The sequence below is a fragment of the Gardnerella massiliensis genome (genome assembly GCF_003408845.1).
Taxonomy (GTDB): Bacteria; Actinomycetota; Actinomycetes; order Actinomycetales; family Bifidobacteriaceae; genus Bifidobacterium; species Bifidobacterium vaginale_H.
Genome location: NZ_LRTV01000001.1, coordinates 505,730 through 526,053 on the forward strand (window position 1 = coordinate 505,730; position 20,324 = coordinate 526,053).

The 20,324-nt window shown below is 46.6% G+C and carries 17 protein-coding genes, 2 tRNA genes and 1 pseudogene; 3 read left to right on the forward strand and 17 right to left on the reverse strand.

What is annotated here, in order from left to right:
• The 10 genes from AXE77_RS01995 to AXE77_RS02040 form a co-directional block, all read right to left on the reverse strand.
• Positions 1-381: DUF3021 family protein (locus AXE77_RS01995; protein ID WP_133296283.1), on the reverse strand; the 381-nt coding region annotated here is incomplete at its 3' end.
• Between the two features lie 71 nt (positions 382-452).
• Entirely contained in the window at positions 453-983 is a 531-nt protein-coding gene (locus AXE77_RS02000) for a LytTR family DNA-binding domain-containing protein (protein ID WP_116711880.1), read from the reverse strand.
• 195 nt (positions 984-1,178) lie between these two features.
• A complete protein-coding gene (locus AXE77_RS02005) occupies positions 1,179-1,997 on the reverse strand; it encodes a histidine phosphatase family protein (protein ID WP_116711881.1) in 819 nt (272 codons plus the stop codon).
• Between the two features lie 37 nt (positions 1,998-2,034).
• A complete protein-coding gene (gene rsfS, locus AXE77_RS02010; RefSeq protein WP_116711882.1) occupies positions 2,035-2,466 on the reverse strand; it encodes a ribosome silencing factor in 432 nt (143 codons plus the stop codon).
• 51 nt (positions 2,467-2,517) lie between these two features.
• Positions 2,518-3,927, reverse strand: coding sequence for a bifunctional UDP-N-acetylglucosamine diphosphorylase/glucosamine-1-phosphate N-acetyltransferase GlmU (gene glmU, locus AXE77_RS02015; protein ID WP_116711883.1), 1,410 nt, complete (start codon positions 3,925-3,927; stop codon positions 2,518-2,520).
• A gap of 128 nt (positions 3,928-4,055) precedes the next feature.
• Positions 4,056-4,126: transfer RNA gene (locus AXE77_RS02020), tRNA-Gln, on the reverse strand.
• 83 nt (positions 4,127-4,209) lie between these two features.
• Complete coding sequence (locus AXE77_RS02025; RefSeq protein ID WP_116711884.1) at positions 4,210-5,232, reverse strand: ribose-phosphate diphosphokinase; 1,023 nt, start codon at positions 5,230-5,232, stop codon at positions 4,210-4,212.
• 162 nt (positions 5,233-5,394) lie between these two features.
• A complete protein-coding gene (gene nadD, locus AXE77_RS02030; RefSeq protein WP_430886636.1) occupies positions 5,395-6,234 on the reverse strand; it encodes a nicotinate-nucleotide adenylyltransferase in 840 nt (279 codons plus the stop codon).
• Positions 6,197-6,724 carry a phosphoribosylglycinamide synthetase gene (locus tag AXE77_RS02035; RefSeq protein WP_116711886.1) on the reverse strand — a complete coding sequence of 176 codons (528 nt, stop codon included), beginning with the start codon at positions 6,722-6,724 and terminating at the stop codon, positions 6,197-6,199. Before AXE77_RS02035 ends, nadD begins: the two co-directional genes overlap by 38 nt.
• 50 nt (positions 6,725-6,774) lie before the next feature.
• Positions 6,775-8,124, reverse strand: a complete 1,350-nt coding sequence (locus AXE77_RS02040) for a glutamate-5-semialdehyde dehydrogenase (protein ID WP_116712055.1) — start codon at positions 8,122-8,124, stop codon at positions 6,775-6,777.
• A gap of 171 nt (positions 8,125-8,295) precedes the next feature.
• Between AXE77_RS02040 and thrC the strand changes: the two genes are divergently transcribed.
• Positions 8,296-9,810, forward strand: coding sequence for a threonine synthase (gene thrC / locus AXE77_RS02045; protein ID WP_116711887.1), 1,515 nt, complete (start codon positions 8,296-8,298; stop codon positions 9,808-9,810).
• Positions 9,811-10,003: 193 nt separating this feature from the next.
• Here thrC and AXE77_RS02050 read toward each other — a convergent pair whose 3' ends face one another.
• The 7 genes and pseudogenes from AXE77_RS02050 to AXE77_RS02085 all read right to left on the reverse strand — a co-directional run bounded on the left by AXE77_RS02050 (position 10,004) and on the right by AXE77_RS02085 (position 17,872).
• Positions 10,004-10,930 (reverse strand): regulatory protein RecX, encoded by a 927-nt coding sequence (locus tag AXE77_RS02050; protein WP_240612618.1) that lies wholly within the window; start codon positions 10,928-10,930, stop codon positions 10,004-10,006.
• A 69-nt stretch (positions 10,931-10,999) separates the two neighbouring features.
• Positions 11,000-12,136 (reverse strand): recombinase RecA, encoded by a 1,137-nt coding sequence (recA, locus tag AXE77_RS02055; RefSeq protein WP_116711888.1) that lies wholly within the window; start codon positions 12,134-12,136, stop codon positions 11,000-11,002.
• A 231-nt stretch (positions 12,137-12,367) separates the two neighbouring features.
• The gene (locus AXE77_RS02060) at positions 12,368-12,601 is read right to left on the reverse strand and encodes a DUF3046 domain-containing protein (RefSeq protein ID WP_116711889.1); all 234 of its coding nucleotides are present in this window, start codon (positions 12,599-12,601) and stop codon (positions 12,368-12,370) included.
• Between the two features lie 9 nt (positions 12,602-12,610).
• Positions 12,611-13,255 carry a CinA family protein gene (locus AXE77_RS02065; protein ID WP_116711890.1) on the reverse strand — a complete coding sequence of 215 codons (645 nt, stop codon included), beginning with the start codon at positions 13,253-13,255 and terminating at the stop codon, positions 12,611-12,613.
• An 889-nt stretch (positions 13,256-14,144) separates the two neighbouring features.
• A pseudogene (pgsA, locus tag AXE77_RS02075) lies at positions 14,145-14,750 on the reverse strand (CDP-diacylglycerol--glycerol-3-phosphate 3-phosphatidyltransferase); the annotation flags it as partial.
• A gap of 137 nt (positions 14,751-14,887) precedes the next feature.
• Entirely contained in the window at positions 14,888-17,629 is a 2,742-nt protein-coding gene (locus AXE77_RS02080; protein ID WP_430886637.1) for an FtsK/SpoIIIE family DNA translocase, read from the reverse strand.
• 167 nt (positions 17,630-17,796) lie between these two features.
• Positions 17,797-17,872: transfer RNA gene (locus AXE77_RS02085), tRNA-His, on the reverse strand.
• A 152-nt stretch (positions 17,873-18,024) separates the two neighbouring features.
• Here AXE77_RS02085 and purT point away from each other — a divergent pair.
• Together purT and purC are read left to right on the forward strand one after the other, a co-directional pair.
• Positions 18,025-19,317, forward strand: a complete 1,293-nt coding sequence (gene purT / locus AXE77_RS02090) for a formate-dependent phosphoribosylglycinamide formyltransferase (RefSeq protein WP_116711893.1) — start codon at positions 18,025-18,027, stop codon at positions 19,315-19,317.
• A gap of 164 nt (positions 19,318-19,481) precedes the next feature.
• On the forward strand, positions 19,482-20,264 hold the full coding sequence (purC, locus tag AXE77_RS02095; protein ID WP_116711894.1) for a phosphoribosylaminoimidazolesuccinocarboxamide synthase: 783 nt from the start codon (positions 19,482-19,484) through the stop codon (positions 20,262-20,264).
• Positions 20,265-20,324: the final 60 nt, after the last annotated feature.

The window sequence follows — 20,324 nt, forward strand, 5'->3', positions numbered from 1 at the left end:
ATATATTACTGCAGCAATCGCAATCGGGAAAATAACAGTGAACGCAATCCATCCGCAAATCACCGCTGGCTCATCTTTGAACGAAATCCATCCAACAATCACCGATACAATAAACTGAATAGCAATTGGCGGAACTAGCGCAAAAACGAACTTTGCAAGATTTGACATGCGTTCATTCGACCAAAAAATAGCGAACACTCCATAGCTTATGCCTATAACAAGCGTTGCTACAGCATAAGATGCGATTCTGTTTCCAACCGCGCTATGTGCTAGCAAGCTCGACACAAAACTGATTGCAGTAAAAATAGTGCACCCTATGCCAATGCCTTTAACAATGTTTTTTACCATTGTTTTGCCTAAAGTTGTAACTTGCTTTTCCATAATAATCGTTTCCTTTTTAAGTATTAAAAAATTAGTATTAAAAAATTAGTATTAGAAAAATATGCTTAAAACTACATTCCTAAGCGCTTTTTGAATCCTGCTAAGCATCTGCGACTAATCCACTCAACGCTTCCATCGTCCATTTTTACGCTCATACTTCCGCCGAATCCCGGATCAACTCGAACAATGCGATTCAAGTTCACGATTGCGGATTTAGATATGCGCACAAACGACGCAAATTGCGAATTGTCAAAATCCATCAGGCGCTTGTAGGACACGCACTCGCCTTTATCGCTGTGAATGATTACGCGCGAATTTTCTACGCAAATCATAATCACATCTGGCTCGTGCATAACAATAATCGAATCGTTAATATAACCGTATATGAATGAATTATTGTTGCTATTGGCAGCATTTATAGTATTATTTTCGGCAATCTCAGTATTTACAGTATTATTTTCTATGTTACTTACTTTTGCATTTTTAGAATCGACTCTTTGTAATTGAGAAATAATGCGTTTAAGATTGTCGTCAATATTGTGAACTGACAATTGCACTGACTGCTCTTCTTCTGGCGGCACAATAGCAATCGTTACTTTCATAAAGCCTCCTTTCCGTAGTGCTACCGTTCGCGTTTGCTAGTTTTTGCTAACTTTTCTTAGCGTTTGCTAGCTTTTTGCTTTGTAATTTTGACTATACGGCACTGTAAATAGTCTGTCTTTACAAAACCGCTAAACGGTAGCTTTCGAGAATTAAGCGGCAATTAAGCGGCAAAGAAGGAGAGATCACGCAGCCCTCTATGCTGCCCCCCAAATGCGAATAAGACGCTGGCTCGTAGGGTCAGCTGCAGGGCCTTGATCGTAAGCATCCAAACGCCAACGAATCGAACCATCAGCGTTAAGGCTTGGAATTAAGCGCGCCCAACGGCCGTTCCCCATGCCACCAATCGTCTTATAAGAAGGATCCACCTTGTCTAATCCAAGCAATTTATGAACGGTCTGAGAAAGGCAAGAGCCGTGCGAAAACACTAGCAAATCGCGGTCGGAACCAGTTTTGCGCGTCCACTCTTCAACAGTCGCAGCTGCGCGCTCTCCAACTTCCTGCTTTGATTCAGCACCGTGACGAAGCTCACCGCCCTCGCCTTTTACCCAAGCATTAAAATCTTCCGGCCATTGTTCGCTAATCTGCTGACGATTCAAGCCTTCCCACTCACCAAAGAAACGCTCTCGCACACCGTTTTCAACATGCACATGAAGCCCAATCTTATCTGCAAAAGCGTGAGCCGTTTGCTGAGCGCGAATAAGCGGCGAAACAATCGCCACAAAACTCGCGTCTGCTTCCTCAGGAGTAATGCGCACATGCTCAGCGCTGTTCGGGTCCTTTGGATCTTCCAAGTCCGAAGCGCCAAAAAGCACGCGCAAAGCTTTACCAGAACGAGTCACCTGATCCATTCCAGACTCGTCCAAAGCGATATCGATCATGCCTTGAAGACGAAACTGAGCATTGTACGGCGTTTGACCATGACGAATAAGCATAACAGAGCGCGCAATTCCTTCGTGCGCACTATTAATGGAATTATTTACGTTACCCGCAACATTTTCTACGAAATCAACCATGGTTTGTACCGTACTTTCTTCTTACCGTACTTTCTTCTTACTTTTCAGTTTCGCTAGTATTGTCGTCGTTATTTTCGCTAGATTCTTCAGTCTCGCCAGTATGCTCCGGAAGTTGCAAATCGATTGCCGGACAATCGTTCCACAAACGCTCCAAGCGGTAGAATTGACGCGCTTCCTCGTGCATCACATGAACCACAAAATCGCCAAAATCAAGCAGAATCCACTGAGCTAATTCCAAGCCCTCTCGAGACAAAGCCTTACGCTTGTTATCTTTTAGGAACAAGTCTTTCTCAATCTCTTCAGCAACGGCAAGCACCTGACGCTCGTTGGATGCAGAAACAACCAGCATCGCATCCGTAATACCAAGCAAATCACTTACGTCAAAAGCCTGCTCATCCGTAGCCTTCAAACGATCTGCAGCAGCGGCAGCAATACGAACGGCCTTAACTGAACTTTCTAAAGCTGTCATAACGTTACTACTCCTTAATTCTTACCAACAATTCTTACCAGCAAACGCCTTTTAGCGTTCCCAGGCCGGCTTCCAACCCTCTACTACGTGCTGAGTGTTCTCCGAGTACACCATAGAATCAGCCGGAACATCGTGACGTACCACCGATCCCGCACCGGTAGTAACTCCATCTCCCACAGTAACGGGAGCTACAAACAGATTGCCAGCACCAACGTGCGCACCAGAGCCAATAGTAGTGTGATTCTTGTGTACGCCGTCGTAGTTCGCAGTAATCGTACCGCCACCAATATTCGTGTGCTCACCTAAGTCAGCGTCGCCAATATAGCTTAAGTGCGGCACTTTCGTACCGTTACCAATATGCGCTTTCTTCATTTCTACGAAGGCGCCGGCCTTACTTTCCTCACCAAGCACATTGCCTGCACGCAAATACGTCCACGGACCAATGTTGGCAGCCCTACAAATATGCGATTCTTGCACGCGCGAACGCTCCACTACAGCATCTTCGTCAATTTGCGCATCAATAAGCGTCGTATAAGGACCGACCACAGCACCACTTGCAACAGTAGTATGACCTTGAAGAAAGCAGCCAGGAAGAACCGTAACATCTTGAGCAAGCGTTACATCGTCCTCAATCCACGTAGTATCCGGATCGAGAATAGTTACGCCTTCAAGCATCCATTTTTCGCACACACGCTTGTTATACGCTTTGGCGAGCGCAGCCAATTGCACTCGCGTATTCACGCCCTCCACCGTGAGTGGATCTGGAGCAGACATGGCGCCAACGTGACCAAACTTGCGAGCATGCTCCAACGCGTCGGTTAAATAAAACTCACCTTGCGCATTTTGAGCGTTGAGATTGGCAATAGCATCAGACAGTACAGAAGCTTCAAACACGTAGACGGAAGTGTTGACTTCGTGAATAGCGAGCTCGCCAGCGTTAGCATCCTTGTGTTCTACTATTCGCAAAACGTCACCGTTTGCTTCACGAACAATACGACCGTAGCCGGTTGCGTCTTCCAAAACTGCCGTAAGTACCGTAGCAACGTTACCGTGGGCATGGTGGAAGTCAACTAACGACTGCAACGTTTCAGTATCGAGAAGCGGCATATCGCTTGCTGAGATTACAACAGAACCTTCAAGAGCCTTGCCTGTATTATTGTTAGAAATTTCGTTAAGAGATTTTATAGCACACTGCACTGCGCGACCAGTACCAGGCTTATCGTCCTGGTTTACAATACGAACGTTGCTATTGTAACTTAACGCAGCTTTAGCAACACGTTCAGCTTGAGCGTGCACAACTACCGCAAGTTCTGTAGGATTTACGCCAGACATGGCGTCAATAACACGATTGAGGAAGGTTCTTCCCGCGAACGGATGGAGTACTTTCGGTATTGCCGAACGCATACGCGTCCCATCGCCTGCTGCCAAAATAATTGCCGCGGTCACCTTATGCTCTTCCACGCATACGCTCCTATTCGTACCAAATAATTATCGTTCTACCACGCTTTATTCTATTACGTCTTAACGTTTATCCAAAGTAAAACAAAACAAAAAACGCTACCTGCAAAAGCAAGTAGCGTTCGTATCAGCTCCCTCACCTGGATTCGAACCAAGACAAAGGGTTCCAAAGACCCGTGTGCTGCCATTACACCATGAGGGAACGGCGGAAAAACCGCCAAGTCACTATTATGCCACATCAGCTGACTTCGTCAAATTTGGCGTGGCGTAAAATAAAATCAGCGTTTATGCGAATAAGAAGCCTTGTCCGTGATGCTCCGGGTACGTGTCAAACAGTTTTGCAACCGAACCATCCTCAAACACAGCCTTAATTGCGCTTGCAAGAAGTGGAGCGATTGAAAGAACCGTTAAACCATCCCAACGCTTTTCTTCTGGAATTGGCACAGTATCCGTCAACACAACTTCGCGAGCGCCACAAGACTTTAAGCGTTCAACAGCAGGGCCAGAAAGTACACCGTGCGTCGCCACAACGGTAACCGACTTTGCGCCGGCATCTTTCAACACGTTGCAAGCTCCAGCAATAGTGCCAGCCGTATCAATTAAGTCATCTACCATCACGCAATCGCGCCCAGCAACGTCACCAACTACGCGGTTGGCAACAGTTTTATTCGGGCACGTAATATCGCGTGTCTTATGCACGAAAGCCAAAGGACCGCCGCCTAAACGCTGCGCCCACTGTTCTGCAACGCGAATACGGCCCGCATCTGGTGACACAACCGTAACGTTCGCAAGATCGTCGCGGAAACGATCACGCACGTAATCAACCAAAACTGGCATAGCAATCAAGTGATCAACCGGACCATCGAAGAAGCCCTGAGACTGTGCTGCGTGCAAATCAACGCTCATAATGCGGTCAGCGCCGGCAGTCTTAAGCAAATCAAACATCAAACGGCAAGAAATAGGTTCGCGGCCGCGATGCTTCTTATCTTGACGAGAATACCCAAGCAATGGACATACTGCAGTAATCGAACGGGCAGATGCGCGCTTCAAAGCGTCAATCATAATCAGCTGTTCCATAATAGACTTATTCACAGGATCACAATGACTTTGCAGTACGAACACATCCGTGCCACGCACCGACTGCGTGTAACGCACGTACATCTCACCATTGGCAAAATCGTACGCCGTCGTTTCCAACACGTCGATACCAAGCTGGTCAGCTACATCATGCGCAAGCTTTGGATGGGCGCGACCGGTAACGAGAACAAGGTTTTTATCTGGCTTTCCTTCAAGGACGATGCTCACCATATCTCCAAACGTTAGTTCGCTATAATTTGCGAAATGAACTTCTTCAATACTAACTTTTTGCGACGACGATAACCGACAAGCCGAAAATATCAATAAAAGTACAGTTTAATTGCGCAGGTTGGTTTTCTTTAGCGAAACGTTATACAAAATAAACGTCAACAATCAGACACGATACAAACCGTGCTTGGCAATATACTGGACCACTCCGTCTGGAACCAAATACCATACTGGCTCACCATGCTCAACACGTCGACGTACGTCAGTAGAAGAAATCGACAACGCAGGAATCTCCAAAATATCAACCGGCAAATGTGAGGTATCACAATGCACCATATCGTCGCAATGTACAACTACGCCGTTATCGCTAGTACAAGGCTCCCGAGGTATAAGCGGCGAATTGAAATCAGCCAACTTTCCCGGCCTAGAATATCCCGGACGGGTCACAGCGACGAATCGCGCCAGCTTCCACATTTCTCGCGCATCTTTCCACTGCATAATTTCAGCCACAGCGTCGGCGCCAGTAATGAAGAACAACTCAGCATCCGGATGTTGAGCGCGAATATCACGCAGCGTATCAATAGTGTACGTCACACCAGGGCGATCAATATCAACGCGTGAAACCGTAAATTTTGGATTAGCAGCGGTAGCAATAACCGTCATTAAGTAACGATCTTCAGCATTCGTAACTTTTTTATCCAGCTTAAACACTGGTCTACCGGTTGGCACAAAAATTACTTCGTCTAAATCGTAAACCCAAGAAACTTCTGAAGCTGCAACCAAGTGGCCGTTATGAATCGGATCGAAAGTGCCACCCATAATGCCAATTCGCTGCCGTTCGTGCACGTTTCCGCGAGCAGACATGCGCCTTTTATTTAATGCAAGCGAAGGATGAGATGATGCATCATTCTCAACGGGCGCACCCTGGAACAGGTCAGACATTCGACGCTCATCGTCGCTGCGTAATTCAGGAGGCATCCGATTCAGATTCCTTGTCTTCCGCATCTTCTACAGCGGTTTCATTGACCACACCTGAAGCAACATTGGCGCTGTCCGGGTTAATATTGCCCATTTCCTCATTCCACTCGTCTTGCACAACACGCTTAATTTCAGAAAAAGTAGGCAGCGGGAAATCAGGCTGATAAATACTGCGAATATTGGCAACCGATTCCGTTATATTCTCAAGCATCTCCGTCATAGCGTCGACGTCATGAGCACGCTCAAGTTCACTGAATTTAGCAATATGCCGTTCCATATGACGCATATAATCGAGCACTTGCGTCATTGCAGAACCTTCCGGAAGCGTTACATCTTTTGCGTCACTATCTGGCCAACCCATTAACACGGCGTCAGCGTATTCTAGCGACGAACGTTGCGCGGCGGAAGCGATACCTTCCTCAATCTGCACCAAAAACACATAGCGCACAATCGACAAGCGCTCTGCAGCAATATCGAGTGCTTCAGCCGGAGTCATATTCACATCATTATTAGGCATATTCTTACCTTACCGCCACGTAATCACTAAAATCAGTCTCGCTACCAATATCAGCTACGAATTTGACCATCTCCGTAACCAATCCACTTGGTTGTGGTCATTTCCCGCAATCCCATAGGGCCTCGCGCATGCAATTTTTGCGTAGAAATGCCTAATTCCGCACCAAAACCAAACTCGCCTCCGTCAGTAAATCGTGTCGACGCGTTTACCATTACTACTGCAGAATCAACGCTAGCAATAAAACGTTGAATAGTGCCGTAATCTTCAGCAATAATAGTTTCTGTGTGCCCAGTAGAATAGCGTGCTATATGATCGGCAGCTCCGTCACTATCTTCCACAATTTTTACGCCCATGTCGAGCGACAAATACTCGCGTCCCCAATCTTCGTCTGTAGCGTGCTCAAGTTGCAAATAATCAATATGAGCCGCTTGCAAAATATCGTAAGATTTATCGTCAGCGTGCAATACTACCTTATGTTCAGCTAAAGCAGCAGCGATTTGTGGTAAAAATTCTTGCGCAATATCACTATGCACCAATAATTTTTCTGCCGCATTACACACGCCTACACGCTGAGTTTTTGCGTTGATAATAATAGGAATCGCTTTGGTAATATCCGCAGTCTTATCGACGTAAATGTGAACGTTTCCAGCTCCAGTTTCAATAACCGGAACAGTGGATTCTTTTACAACGGCGGCAATAAGTTTTGCGCTTCCACGCGGCACGAGCACATCAATGCGACCGTGAGCGTGCATCATTGCCGTAGCTCCCGCCCTACCCAAGTCGTCAACGGACTGAATTAAATCCGCACTCACGTTGGATGTTGCAAGCACGGATTGTATAACAGCGACACTTGCTTGGTTCGTATGAAGGGCCGCACTTCCTCCGCGCACAATGGCAGCGTTACCAGATTTAATACACAAAGCAGCAACGTCAATAGTTACGTTAGGACGAGCTTCGTAAATCATGCCCATCACTCCCATAGGGACACGAACTTGGGAAAGTTGAATACCGTTAGGAAGTGTGTAGCCGCGCACTACTTCCCCAACAGGATCCGCTAATTGCGCAATATTCCTAACGCTTTGTGCCGCTTTCTTAATACGCTCCTCGTCAAATTTCAGCCTATCTAATTTTCCAGCATCCATGCCTCGGCTCTGCGCTTCTTGAAGATCTATGGCGTTAGCTTTCGCAATGTCACCAGCCGATAATTCTAAAGCGTCAGCCATGTTCTCGAGCACCTTATTTTTGGCGCGAGTGTCTGCATGCGAAAAAACTCGCCATGCTGCGCGGGCTGCATCCGCACGAGCATTCACTAAATCGTCAATATCCAACGCACTCCCCTTCAGATTGTTGGTTTCTACATTATTGACACTGTGGTCAGTAGTGGAATTAAAAGTTGTCATACGTACGAGATTAGCACACGCCCGTTCGCCCAGCGCATCAGGTACCATAGATAAGGGGTTGTGTTTCTTAAAGCGTGCTGTTCCCAATGCGTTTTAAGAAAACTCTCTAACAAATATTAAGACACTGCACACACTGCAAGTAAGGTGAAAATCATATCTTACGGAGGCATCATGGCAACAGATACGGCTTTATTCCATAGCACGCGTTCTACTACACGAATGTGCACAGCAAAACAAGCAATTCGTAAGGGTATTGCTGAAGATGGAGGTTTATTCGTAACTGATTGCCTTGGCGAGGAACGTTACGATATTACTCATCTTGCTGAGAAATCGTATCAGGAGATTGCTCAGGACATTTTACAACTGTTGCTTCCTGATTTTTCAACGGAAGAACTTGCTCAGTGCGTGGAACGCGCTTATGCTGAACAGTGGTCCGACGAGCGTATCACTCCTCTTCACCAGCTTGGTTCTACTAAAGATTTTGTGCTGGAACTCTTCCACGGCCCTACTTGCGCGTTTAAGGATGTTGCTTTACAAATGTTGCCGCAGTTGATGTCGCATACGCGTGAGGAATCTTCTGCTGACGGTAGGAATGTGATGATTCTCACCGCAACTTCCGGCGATACTGGAAAGGCAGCGTTGGCTGGTTTTGCTGACGTTCCTGGTACTTCTATGATTACGTTTTATCCGGAAGGCAAAGTAAGTCGCGTTCAGGAATTGCAGATGACTACTCAAGTCGGGGAAAACGTGCGAGTTTGCGCAGTTCGTGGCAATTTTGACGACGCTCAAACTGGTGTAAAACAGATTTTCACAAACAGCGAGCTTACTGACAGTCTTATGAACGACGAAAACACGGTGCTGTCTTCTGCTAACTCAATTAATGTTGGCAGGCTGGTACCTCAGGTTGTTTACTATTTTGCGGCTTACGCTGATTTGTTAAAGAGGCAAGTGATAACGCTTGGCGACGAAGTGGAATTCTGCGTTCCAACGGGTAATTTTGGTGATATTCTTGCTGGCTATTATGCGAAAATGCTTGGCCTTCCTGTAAAGCATCTTGTTGTTGCCAGTAATAGTAATAACGTTTTGTTTGATTTCTTAGTAAGCGGAACGTATAACCGTCAACGTCCGTTCCATCACACGGTTGCTCCTTCTATGGATATTCTTGTCTCATCTAATTTGGAACGCATGTTGTACTATATGTGCAATAAAGACACTCGTCTTATACAAATGCTTATGAATGATTTGCAGCAGTGGGGTGCGTTTGAAATTCCTGAGGATGTGCTCGCAAAAATACGTACACTGTTTGGTTGCGGTTGGGCGAACGAAGATCAGATTCGTCAGGCCATTGCAGACTGCTGGAAGCAGTATCAGTATGTAATTGATCCGCATACTGCTTGTGGCTACTTCGTTATGCAGCATATTCCACATGACGAAAGTGTGCCGCGTGTGCTTTTAAGCACGGCAAGTCCTTATAAGTTCCCTCGCGTTGTAGCCGAAGCGTTGTCTCTTGAAGTTGAAGATTTGGATGATTTCCATTGCATGGATGCCGTAAGTAAGGTTACGAATACTAAAATTCCAGCTATGTTACGTAATCTTGAGAATAAAACGCCTCGTTTTACTGATGTTATTGGTATTGAAGAAATGCCCGAATATGTGCGAGAACATGCGCACAATATTGCACTATAACACGAGTATCGTTGGTTGTTAACACTGCTGATTGATTTGGTTGCTGACGTTGCTTATATGGTTTGACTATACAGTAGCCAAGTTGATATACGTTAGCCTGCATTGACTTACGTTATGCAACGTTAGACTACGTTAGACTACGTTAGACTACGTTAGACTACGTTAGACTACGTTAGCGTAGTACTGTACGCTTTTATGAGTTTTCTTCTTCAAAAAGCGTGCAGTACACTTCGTTAATAACGTTTAAATCATGGCCTTTGCGAGCTGCAGCAGCAAAAAATCTGCGCTTTCTCACTGTCGCATCAAGGTTACGTGTTCGTTGCGCCGTTTTTTTACCAAGCTCCCATGCTGCTTCTTCAAAAACGCCTGCTTCTTGCGCTTGGCTTATGCTGCTAGTAATCACTGAAGATTCTACATTTTTACGCTGCAATTCCAAGCGTGTAGCTCGAGCACCTAACATGCGCGCAACGCATGAACGAATCACCAGTTGTGCATACTGACAGTCATCAAGCAAGCGTAATTCGCATAAGCGCTTTACTACTGAGTCAACAGTTGCATCCGCATAGCCTTTTTCCGTTAAACGCTGATGTACATCGGCAATTGAGCGTGGAGCATAATCCAACAACCGCAAAGCCGCTTCTCTACAATCATCCTCGTTAACTGACTGCTTTTGAGAAACTTGTTGAACAATTCGGGAACCGCAACGCACCGTCTTGTTATCGTATCGTTTCTTTCGCCGTTTACGAGCATAATTAGTGCTATGCTCATCAACCTCGTAGCCAGCTGCAATTGCCACTGCAGCGGCAATATCTTTGGACGACTGTTCCTCAGGCGACTGTTCTGACTGCTCCCCGAAGGATTGCTCGCCAAAAGACCGCCAAGAATCTGTAGATGTAAGCGCATTGGTCAGGAGCGAGTTTTCTTCACTTTCACAACAGCGTGACGCACTATTATCATACGGTGTATTCGCCATATCACTACTAGTGCAATCACCAGCTATTTCTCGCAATACACCATCATTACCGAGCACTGTGTCACTCGCAGCAGTGTTACTGAGCACAGCATCATTCTGCTCTGCTTCAGTAAGCACTGCTGGATGATTGCGAAGAAAACTCTCCACACTTATAACCATGCTTATTCACTTTATATTCTTGAACTTACGAATGATACAAAAGTCTTACTTAGACTTTTAGGCTTCAGCATCCTGCTCATCTGGCACAGTGTTTGAAGATTCTTTCGAAGACTGCTCAACCTCTTCATTCTCAGCGAATTGATCCTCAGGATGTGTCACCCCTAACGCCGTTTTTATTTTCTCGCTAATTTCTTCGGTAATAGCAGGATTATCTTTCAGGAACTTGCGAACGTTCTCGCGACCCTGTCCAAGCTGCTCACCTTCGTAAGTAAACCATGAACCAGATTTCTTAATAACGTCATACTGCAAGCCCATATCAATAACTGAACCCTCGGTTGAAATGCCTTCACCGTAAAGCACATCAAACTCTGCAGTTTTAAATGGCGGAGCCATTTTATTTTTAACAATCTTCACCTTCGTGCGATTGCCAACAGCTTCTTCACCATTCTTAATAGTAGAAACACGCCTAATATCCATACGCACCGAAGCGTAGAACTTTAACGCCTTACCACCAGTAGTTGTTTCAGGATTACCAAAGAATACACCAATCTTTTCACGAAGCTGATTAATAAAAATGGCCGTTGTACCAGCTTGAGACAATGCACCCGTCATCTTTCGCAAAGCCTGACTCATCAAACGAGCTTGCAAACCTACGTGACTATCTCCCATATCACCATCGATTTCTGCTTTAGGAACCAATGCTGCAACGGAATCAACCACAATAACGTCCAAAGCACCAGAACGAATCAACATATCCGCAATTTCCAGCGCTTGCTCACCATTATCCGGCTGCGAAACAATAAGAGAATCAGTATCTACACCGAGTTTACGCGCATAAACCGGATCCAACGCATGTTCAGCATCAATAAATGCCGCCACACCTCCAGCTCGCTGAGCATTAGCAACAATGTGCAATGCCAACGTTGTTTTACCAGAAGATTCAGGACCGTACACTTCAACAATACGTCCACGAGGCACCCCACCAATGCCCAAAGCAGTATCCAACGCTAACGAACCAGTAGGAATAACCTCTACATCCTGCATAGGCCTGTCACCCAATCGCATTGCAGAGCCTTTTCCATATTGCCGTTCAACATTGGCTAACGCAGTTTCCAACGCCGCTTGACGACGCGGATCAGCCTTATCTGCATCAATAAGGCGATCAATATTACTTTTACCTTTCGCTTGCGCCATGTTTGCTACTCCTTTCGCATGCCGCCATGTATTGAACGACTTTAGTTCTTTACACATTGCCGCTGCAAGCGCTTTTGAGCAATGTGGATAAAAGCTAGTTATCCACCATGACGCCTATGGCGCGTGCATCTCCAAGTAATCTCTAGTATACTCACCATACGAACATTTGTTCGACACTGCGTGTCTTGTTAACGCAACGCACAACACCGACAAATACTGCCACCACGCACCTCAGCGCGCAGGCAAAGGAGGCGCATTATGATCTTTACCCCACCGCTTACTATCCGGCACTCCCATATGATCACACAAAATATTCCACACAATACGAGGCTCTACGCCAGCTTCCAAAGCCTCACACGCACTCAAGCCGTCAAGCTTTTGCAAACCCTGATCTTTCGCAATACTACGACCCAACTCGCGGCCAAAAATTTCCTCAAGAAGCTCCCAAAATTCGCGCTCACGCATACCAACCCCCTACTGCAAACAAGTATCAGCACCAAGCATACTCGCAGCAATATGCAATAACCGATACACCGACGCCTTACGCACAGCTTCACGGTCACCAACTTCATGAAGCTCAAAAGCTAACGCCACATCCCTGTCAACCACACGATCCCACATGCTCACAGCGTCACCATTCTCAATCACAAGTCTGCCAACACTTAACAATTCCTCTCGCAAATCCGCAACACCAGGAAGCAACAAACCTACAAAAACCAAACCCGCAGGCTTATCGCCATCCGGACCAGGCCCCGCAACACCCGTAGTCGACAGCCCCAAAATAGGAAAATTCGCAGCATCCTCAGCACAAGTCCCATACTCCCAACCGCAACCCCGATACACGCGCGTAGCGCCCGCAGCCATACTCATAGCAACCTGCTGGTTTACAGCACCCTGCGATTGAAGCAACTCAACATCCACACCAAGAACTTTCGATTTAGCATGAATGTCATACGTAACCGCAGAACCGCAAAACACGCGCGAAGCACCCGGCACCGACACAAACGCATCCGCCAACAGTCCACCGGTCAGCGACTCTGCAGCAGCAATATGCCAACCTCTGCGCACGCTTGCGTCCATAACGTTCGACGCCATAGTTACAACAGAAGAATCACTCATGTTCAACCTCGACCACCTAGCATCATTACCAGGATTTACCACTACGCACCCTCTATACACTTGTAGCTTACGACTTTCCAAACAACACCCAAAGGCATAGGGTATTTTACAATTCGTTTGATGTGGCGCGAGTTTTGGGGGATTTCTCTCCTCGCACGCGCGACGACCTGCTTGAGCGCAGCATTGTGCGCGCGAAAGCAACTCGGAGCGTGAGCTTGCTCAAGTTGAAAGCACGGGGTGCTTTCAACGCAAGCTCAGTAGCGAGCGCGTTATCCGCGCGAGCGTTCCTTCGTCGCTTTGTTCTTAAGCGCTCGTAATGAGACGCTCGCGTTTTACTACGCTCGCTTGCGAAGCTCGCGTTGGAAGTCCCCCGGACTTCCAACTTAAGCGAGTTTCCGCATTGAAGTGCCTACGCGCGCTACGCTTTAAGCGCTCCGGCAAGTCAATGCGCCTAGTCCTCTTTTAGTGCTCGTAGAGAAATCCCCCTAAACTCTGCGTGCTAATCGTTAATAACCGTGTCGTATCGCCGAGATTTTTCGATTTTTCTTCTTCGCTCGACTTGTCAGTAGCCTTCGGCTCTGACGTCCGTCTTCGCTCAGCGCGAAAAATCTCAAATCTCCACCACGCTAATATCCACACGACTGAATAGTAGTGCGCATTGAGATGTAAAATTAAATGAACGCGTATACTACCTTACGCTACCGTGGAAAATATCATCAGAATCGTCAATATTGCTAGACGCAGCAGAAGAGCTCAACGGCGCAACCGGAGCCTCTTTTGACACGCGCGACGACCTAGGCGACTTAGCAAACCCAGCCGGCTCATTCACCTTAGTAACTGGCACGCCAGCAATATTGCTACCATAATCTTCCGAAGCAGACTTATCAAAGAAAGCGCCATACACATACAACACTGCAGAGTAGAAAGCAAAGCCCAAAGAAATACCGAGCAAACCAAACGCTACAGCGTAATACGAAATAACCCACGAAGGAAGGCCCTCACCTCCAAACGTGGAAAGCACTGGCGCAACGATCATAGCGATACCACAAGCCTGCGTTAATGTTTTATACTTTCCGGCAGCCGAGGCGGCAATCACCTTGCCACCCTTTTTAATGATGTAGAAACGCATAACCGTAATACTAACTTCACGCAACACAAACAGAACGGTTATCCACCAATAAACCTCACCAAAAAGAGAAGCAATAAACAAAGCAGCAAGCATCAAAATCTTATCAGCAATAGGATCGAGTAACTTACCCAACTCAGTAACCTGATGATACTTGCGAGCCATCCACCCATCAAGCTTATCTGTAGAAGCTGCCACAATAAACAAAACTAACGCAACCCAACGCAACGGGATTGACCGGGAGCCCCAATCTCCAGCAACCAAATACAATACGATAAAAACAAGTGACAACGCGATACGCACATAAGTCACAATATTAGGAGCGCAATTCCAGCCAGCAAAAAGTGACGACTTAGCTTTCTTCTTCATACCCATAGTCTCCATATTATCGTACGGTTAAAACTTACAGTTTTATACCATATCATCCGACAACTATCAAATAACTTATCAAATAACTGCCAGACAACTATCCAACCACATAGCTACACGCTATACAGCACATTATATTACAACGAATCTGACTCACCACGAATAAACGCCAAAACCTTCGGCAAATCTTCCGGTTGCACCAAAACTTCACGAGCTTTAGAACCTTCAGAAGGACCTACAACGCCGCGAGATTCCAGCAAATCCATCAATCGACCAGCCTTAGCGAAGCCTACGCGAAGCTTACGCTGAAGCATTGAAGTAGAGCCAAATTGTGAACCAACAACCAGCTCTGCAGCCTGCAATAGTTCATCCATATCGTCACCGATATCGCTCGTTTTCAGTTTGCTTTGAGCCTGAGAATCCGCCTGCTGAGCCATTTGCTCAATATCCTCACGATACCTTGGTTTGCGCTGCGTGCGAACATACTCCACGGCCTTGCGAATCTCCGACTCGCTCACCCACGAACCCTGCACACGCTGAGGCTTAGCAGCACCCATTGGAAGGAACAAAGCGTCACCTTGACCAATCAAAGTTTCCGCACCAACAGTATCAAGAATAACCCTGGAATCAGTTGCAGAAGACGTAGCAAAAGCCAAACGAGATGGAATATTAGCCTTAATCAGGCCGGTCACAACGTCTACAGACGGGCGCTGAGTAGCCAAAACCAAGTGCACTCCTGCAGCGCGAGCAAGTTGCGTAATGCGCTGAATCGAACTTTCCACGTCGTTCTTAGCAACCATCATTAAATCAGCCATCTCGTCCACAACCACCAGCAAATACGGGTATGGAGCAACTTTTCGTTCAGAGCCGGCCGGAGCATGAACTTTGCCCTCACGCACAGCCTTGTTGAAATCTTTCACATGGCGGAAACCAAAGAATTGCAGATCGTCGTAGCGAGCATCCATTTCTTTCACAACCCACTCAAGCGCCTGTGCCGCCTTCTTAGGATCCGTGATAATAGGAGTGAGCAAATGCGGGATACCAGCATACGCGGAAAGTTCCACACGCTTAGGATCGACCATAATCATGCGCACCTGCTCAGGAGTTGCCCTCATAATAATCGACGTGAGCATTGAGTTAATAAAACTCGATTTACCGGAGCCAGTAGCACCAGCTACCAGCAAATGCGGCATTTTATCGAGAGCAGCCGTCACAAAATGACCCTCAACATCCTTACCGACGCCGGTAAGCATAGGATTAGGGTCATTAATTGCTTTTTCAGAACGCAACACATCGCCTAAATGCACAATTTCACGGTCAACGTTTGGAATTTCGATACCAATAGCAGACTTTCCTGGAATTGGAGACAAAATACGCACGTCTGTACTCGCCACAGCGTACGCAATATTTTTTTGTAAGTTGGTTACTTTTTCAACCTTTACACCAGGACCAAGTTCAACTTCGTACTGCGTAACAGAAGGGCCTCTAAGGAAGCCAATAACGCGGGCGTCAACGTCAAACTGCTCAAAAGTAGAGGTAAGAGCGCGAATAACCTGATCGTTAGCAGGGGTACGAGCAGCGTGAGGCTTGCCGTAAGCCAGTAAACGCAAATCTGGAAGTTGATAAGGCTGATCTTCAGAAGTTGACAAATCATCGGAAGCGTCGACAGATCCATTAACAAGTGCGGCACTATCGCCACCACTATGCTGAGCTTTATCAGCACTTGCTTTATCAACATTCTCCTGATCCGCACGATACTGATCCATACGTTCGGCAGGAATCGTCGACCACGGATCGCGCACACCACCTGGCATATTGCTCATAGGAGCTTTCGGCATTGTCTCTGCAGAGGTCATGGGTGTTGAAGAAGCAGTTCTAGGGACCAATCCTGAATCGTCAGCATTATCCTCACGTCCAAGATTGTCGTAACTGTAATCGTAATCGGCACTACTTCTTACTGTACGAGCCTGGTGAGGTTCCGTCCTCTCAAGCTCTTCCTTAGCATCCCCATGAATCGCAGCAGCATGAGCAAACGCATCGTCACCAGCATATTCATCTAATAAATCGTCACTTTTATTACTCTGCTTGCCTTTGAACAAAGATTTCCACCAACGCAGAACAGGTGAAGGCTGCGCAACACTAGATTTTTGAGATTTGTTGTCATCTTCATGAGTTGGCACACCTTCAGCAAATTGCAAAGGCTTATCGCTATCTTCGGAATCGTTATCGGATACTTTTTCACGCGACTTTTTCTCCGCTACTGCCGACACAATATCAGAAATACATTTCGTAATATCGGTGACATGAAGTCGCGCAATCATTAAGATTGCAAAAATGGCAATAAGCACGAAAATTACGAGTGCGAATGGGCGTGAAAGACCCCACGATAAAGGCGAGCCGAGTGCGAAACCTAGCAATCCTCCAGCTTTTTGCACTATCTCAAAACTAAAAGCGTGATGCCGAGAAGCCGACGTAACGTCAAAAATTGAACAAATTGACCACAATAGTAAAACAAAACCAGTAATAACGCGAGGATTACCAGAACCAGCGCCACTATTTCGCATTAAACGAATTGCGACAATAGTCAACCAAATCGGCAACACTACGCTCATAACACCCAGCACACTGGAGGCGACAATATGCAAGCCTACACCGATAAATCCACTTACTCGGAACCATTCTGACGCGCAAAACAACACGGCAAGAACCAGCATAACAAAGCACAAACCATCTCTACGGTACGCCTCGTCATACTCCCCCACGCCGCATAACGAACGCACAATCTTACCCAAAGCTCTTGGCACAAAGAGGAGCGCACTCTCCCACCAAGGTTCGCGCGGTGTTGCTTTACCAGCCATACGATACTCCTTCTGCACCATGCGCTATGTAATGCGCAATGTCGCCGTCAACATTCACACGTGTCATATTTTCAATATGTGTAACCATACCAGTCTACTCCATAGGCTGCGTTGGTTTAAGTGAGACACAATCGCATAACAAAAATCGCATAACAAAAAAACGGCCGGAAAATTACCAGCCGTTCAAATGGGGTGGCTAACGCGGCTTGAACGCGCGACCTTCTGAACCACAATCAGATGCTCTACCGACTGAGCTATAGCCACCATGTGCGCGAAACGAATCGAAACAAATCGAATCACACAACAGAGGAATACTATACACGATTCCCCCGATTTACGCTAGCACAACACACTTCGGCGCGTCGCATATTAAAACTAATCCCCAGCTAGACAATACTAAATGTAACAATGGTTGTATGAGTTTTTCTGAGCAAAATCAGCGCATTTTTGGCGTAACTGAAAACAGCAATAATACGACGGCACTTCTGCTTGGCTCAGGTGAGCTTGGCAAAGAAATTGCGATTGAGCTTATGCGATTGGGCGTGCGCGTTTGCGCTGCAGATAGCTACGAAAACGCGCCGGCAATGCAAATTGCTCACGAATATCGCGTACTCGATATGTCAAATCCCGAAGCATTGCAAACACTTATTACACAAGTGCAACCGAATATTATTATTCCGGAAGTCGAGGCGATTGCTACGAAGGTTCTCGCGAAAGCTGCGAGCCAGCATATTCAGGTGGTACCTAGTTCGGATATCGCAGCCATCGCTATGGATCGCGAGCGCTTGCGCACAATAGCCCACGAAGATTTAGGTCTTCCTACTACACCTTATAGATTTGCTTCTTCTTTTGAAGAATTGGAGGAGGGAGCTAAAAAAGTTGGCTACCCTTGCGTTGTTAAGCCTGTTATGAGTTCTTCCGGACACGGGCAGTCCGTAGTGCGGAGTTCTGAAACGCTGAAAGATGCTTGGGATGAGGCTCAGCATGGAAGGCGAGCAGCAGTTGGGCATGAAAACGAGTGTTCTCGCGTCATTGTGGAAGCTTTGGCGCCACTCGATTACGAGCTTACAGTGCTTACCGTCAGTTCTTCGGCAGGCATTACCACTTGCGAGCCGATTGCGCAACGGCAGCAGGATGGAGATTATAGGGAATCTTGGCAGCCGGCTAATATTCCAGGATCAATCCGTGTTGAGGCTCAGAATATTGCGAAACGCGCCGTAGAAGGTTTAACTAATATTGCGCGCGAAGCAGACGAAACCGGTTGGGGTGTGTACGGTGTTGAATTATTCGTACTTAAAGACGGCTCGCTTTTGTTTAATGAACTTTCTCCTCGCCCACACGATACTGGCATGGTAACTATGATTTCGCAGCATTACAGCGAGTTTGCGCTTCACGTGCTCGCTATTTTAGGAGTACCTGTTACAGCAAACTACACTTCGCTTTCGTTACGAGATGATGAAGTTGCAGCAAGCCATGCAATTGTTGTTGAAGGCGAGGGAGAAGTTGGATTTACTAATATTTCCAAGGCTCTACAAGCGAACGAAAATTATCGAAGCGGTTTGCGAATTTTTGCCAAACCATCTGTGCACGGCCATCGACGTATGGCTGTAGCTCTTGCGACCGGTTCCACACAAGACGAGGCAAGAAAAAATGCGACACGCATTGCAAGCGCATTGCATACGGATTGCGCAAATGCTGAAATACTTTGAAAATAAAGGTATTAAACAATAATTTATATTGAGCCTCGGCAATATTTGTCGGAAATTTTGTAGGCAACAATTGTTACGCTAATCGTGCTGGCCAAGGTCAGGTAAACCTACAAATATTGTTGGTTTGCGCCTACAACTGTGAGTGCACGAAGAGAGGGCATATCATGGAAAAACTTGAGAAGTTGTATGAAGGCAAAGCCAAAAAACTGTACGCTACCGATGACACCAATGTGCTCTGGGTCGAATATATGAACCAGGCCACCGCTGGTAACGGTCTGAAGAAAGCTCAGATCGCCGGTAAAGGCAGTTTAAACAACCGGATTACTTCTTTACTATTCCATCTACTTGAGGCGCGCGGCGTAAAAAGCCACTTCCTCGGACGAATTTCCGATACTGAACAACTCGTAAAGCGTATGCGCATGTTCCCACTGGAAATCATTATGCGCAATACTGCTGCCGGTTCTTTTGCAAAACGTTACAACGTTAAGGAAGGAACCCCATTAAAGAAGCCATTGTTGGAATTCTGCGTAAAATCCGACGAACTTGGCGATCCGTTTATTAATCCTGAAGGTGTTGTGGCTTTAGGTCTTGCTACCGACGAGGAAATGGCAGAAATTACGCGTCAAGCTCACGCCGTTAACAATGCTTTACTGGACATCTTCTCCAAGATTGATGTGCAACTGGTGGACTTCAAGATTGAGGAAGGCGTAGACGCGCAAGGCAACATTTTGCTCGCCGACGAAATCACTCCAGATACTTGCAGGCTTTGGGATAAGCGCAATGCTGGCGCAGATGGCGTAAGTCATTTGGATAAAGATTTGTTTAGGCGCGATTTAGGCGACATTATTCCTGCTTATGAAGAAATTCACGCAAGACTTTTAGCCTTGGCAAATAGCGAAGGCCTGGATGTTGCCATTCGTCAGCCAGAAGACTGCGTAACAAAGTAATGATTTATTGTGGCTCGTATCTTACAAAGGGTACGGGCCACATGCTTTCTTACAGTAATA

Bases quoted from the DNA above. Each gene is read 5' to 3' on its own strand.
- AXE77_RS02000 (WP_116711880.1), bottom strand. From the start codon at position 983: ATGAAAGTAACGATTGCTATTGTGCCGCCAGAAGAAGAGCAGTCAGTG.
- AXE77_RS02005 (WP_116711881.1), bottom strand. From the start codon at position 1,997: ATGGTTGATTTCGTAGAAAATGTTGCGGGTAACGTAAATAATTCCATT.
- rsfS (WP_116711882.1), bottom strand. From the start codon at position 2,466: ATGACAGCTTTAGAAAGTTCAGTTAAGGCCGTTCGTATTGCTGCCGCT.
- AXE77_RS02025 (WP_116711884.1), bottom strand. From the start codon at position 5,232: ATGGTGAGCATCGTCCTTGAAGGAAAGCCAGATAAAAACCTTGTTCTC.
- nadD (WP_430886636.1), bottom strand. From the start codon at position 6,234: ATGCGGAAGACAAGGAATCTGAATCGGATGCCTCCTGAATTACGCAGC.
- AXE77_RS02035 (WP_116711886.1), bottom strand. From the start codon at position 6,724: ATGCCTAATAATGATGTGAATATGACTCCGGCTGAAGCACTCGATATT.
- AXE77_RS02040 (WP_116712055.1), bottom strand. From the start codon at position 8,124: ATGACAACTTTTAATTCCACTACTGACCACAGTGTCAATAATGTAGAA.
- thrC (WP_116711887.1), top strand. From the start codon at position 8,296: ATGGCAACAGATACGGCTTTATTCCATAGCACGCGTTCTACTACACGA.
- recA (WP_116711888.1), bottom strand. From the start codon at position 12,136: ATGGCGCAAGCGAAAGGTAAAAGTAATATTGATCGCCTTATTGATGCA.
- AXE77_RS02060 (WP_116711889.1), bottom strand. From the start codon at position 12,601: ATGCGTGAGCGCGAATTTTGGGAGCTTCTTGAGGAAATTTTTGGCCGC.
- AXE77_RS02065 (WP_116711890.1), bottom strand. From the start codon at position 13,255: ATGAGTGATTCTTCTGTTGTAACTATGGCGTCGAACGTTATGGACGCA.
- AXE77_RS02080 (WP_430886637.1), bottom strand. From the start codon at position 17,629: ATGGTGCAGAAGGAGTATCGTATGGCTGGTAAAGCAACACCGCGCGAA.
- purT (WP_116711893.1), top strand. From the start codon at position 18,025: ATGAGTTTTTCTGAGCAAAATCAGCGCATTTTTGGCGTAACTGAAAAC.
- purC (WP_116711894.1), top strand. From the start codon at position 19,482: ATGGAAAAACTTGAGAAGTTGTATGAAGGCAAAGCCAAAAAACTGTAC.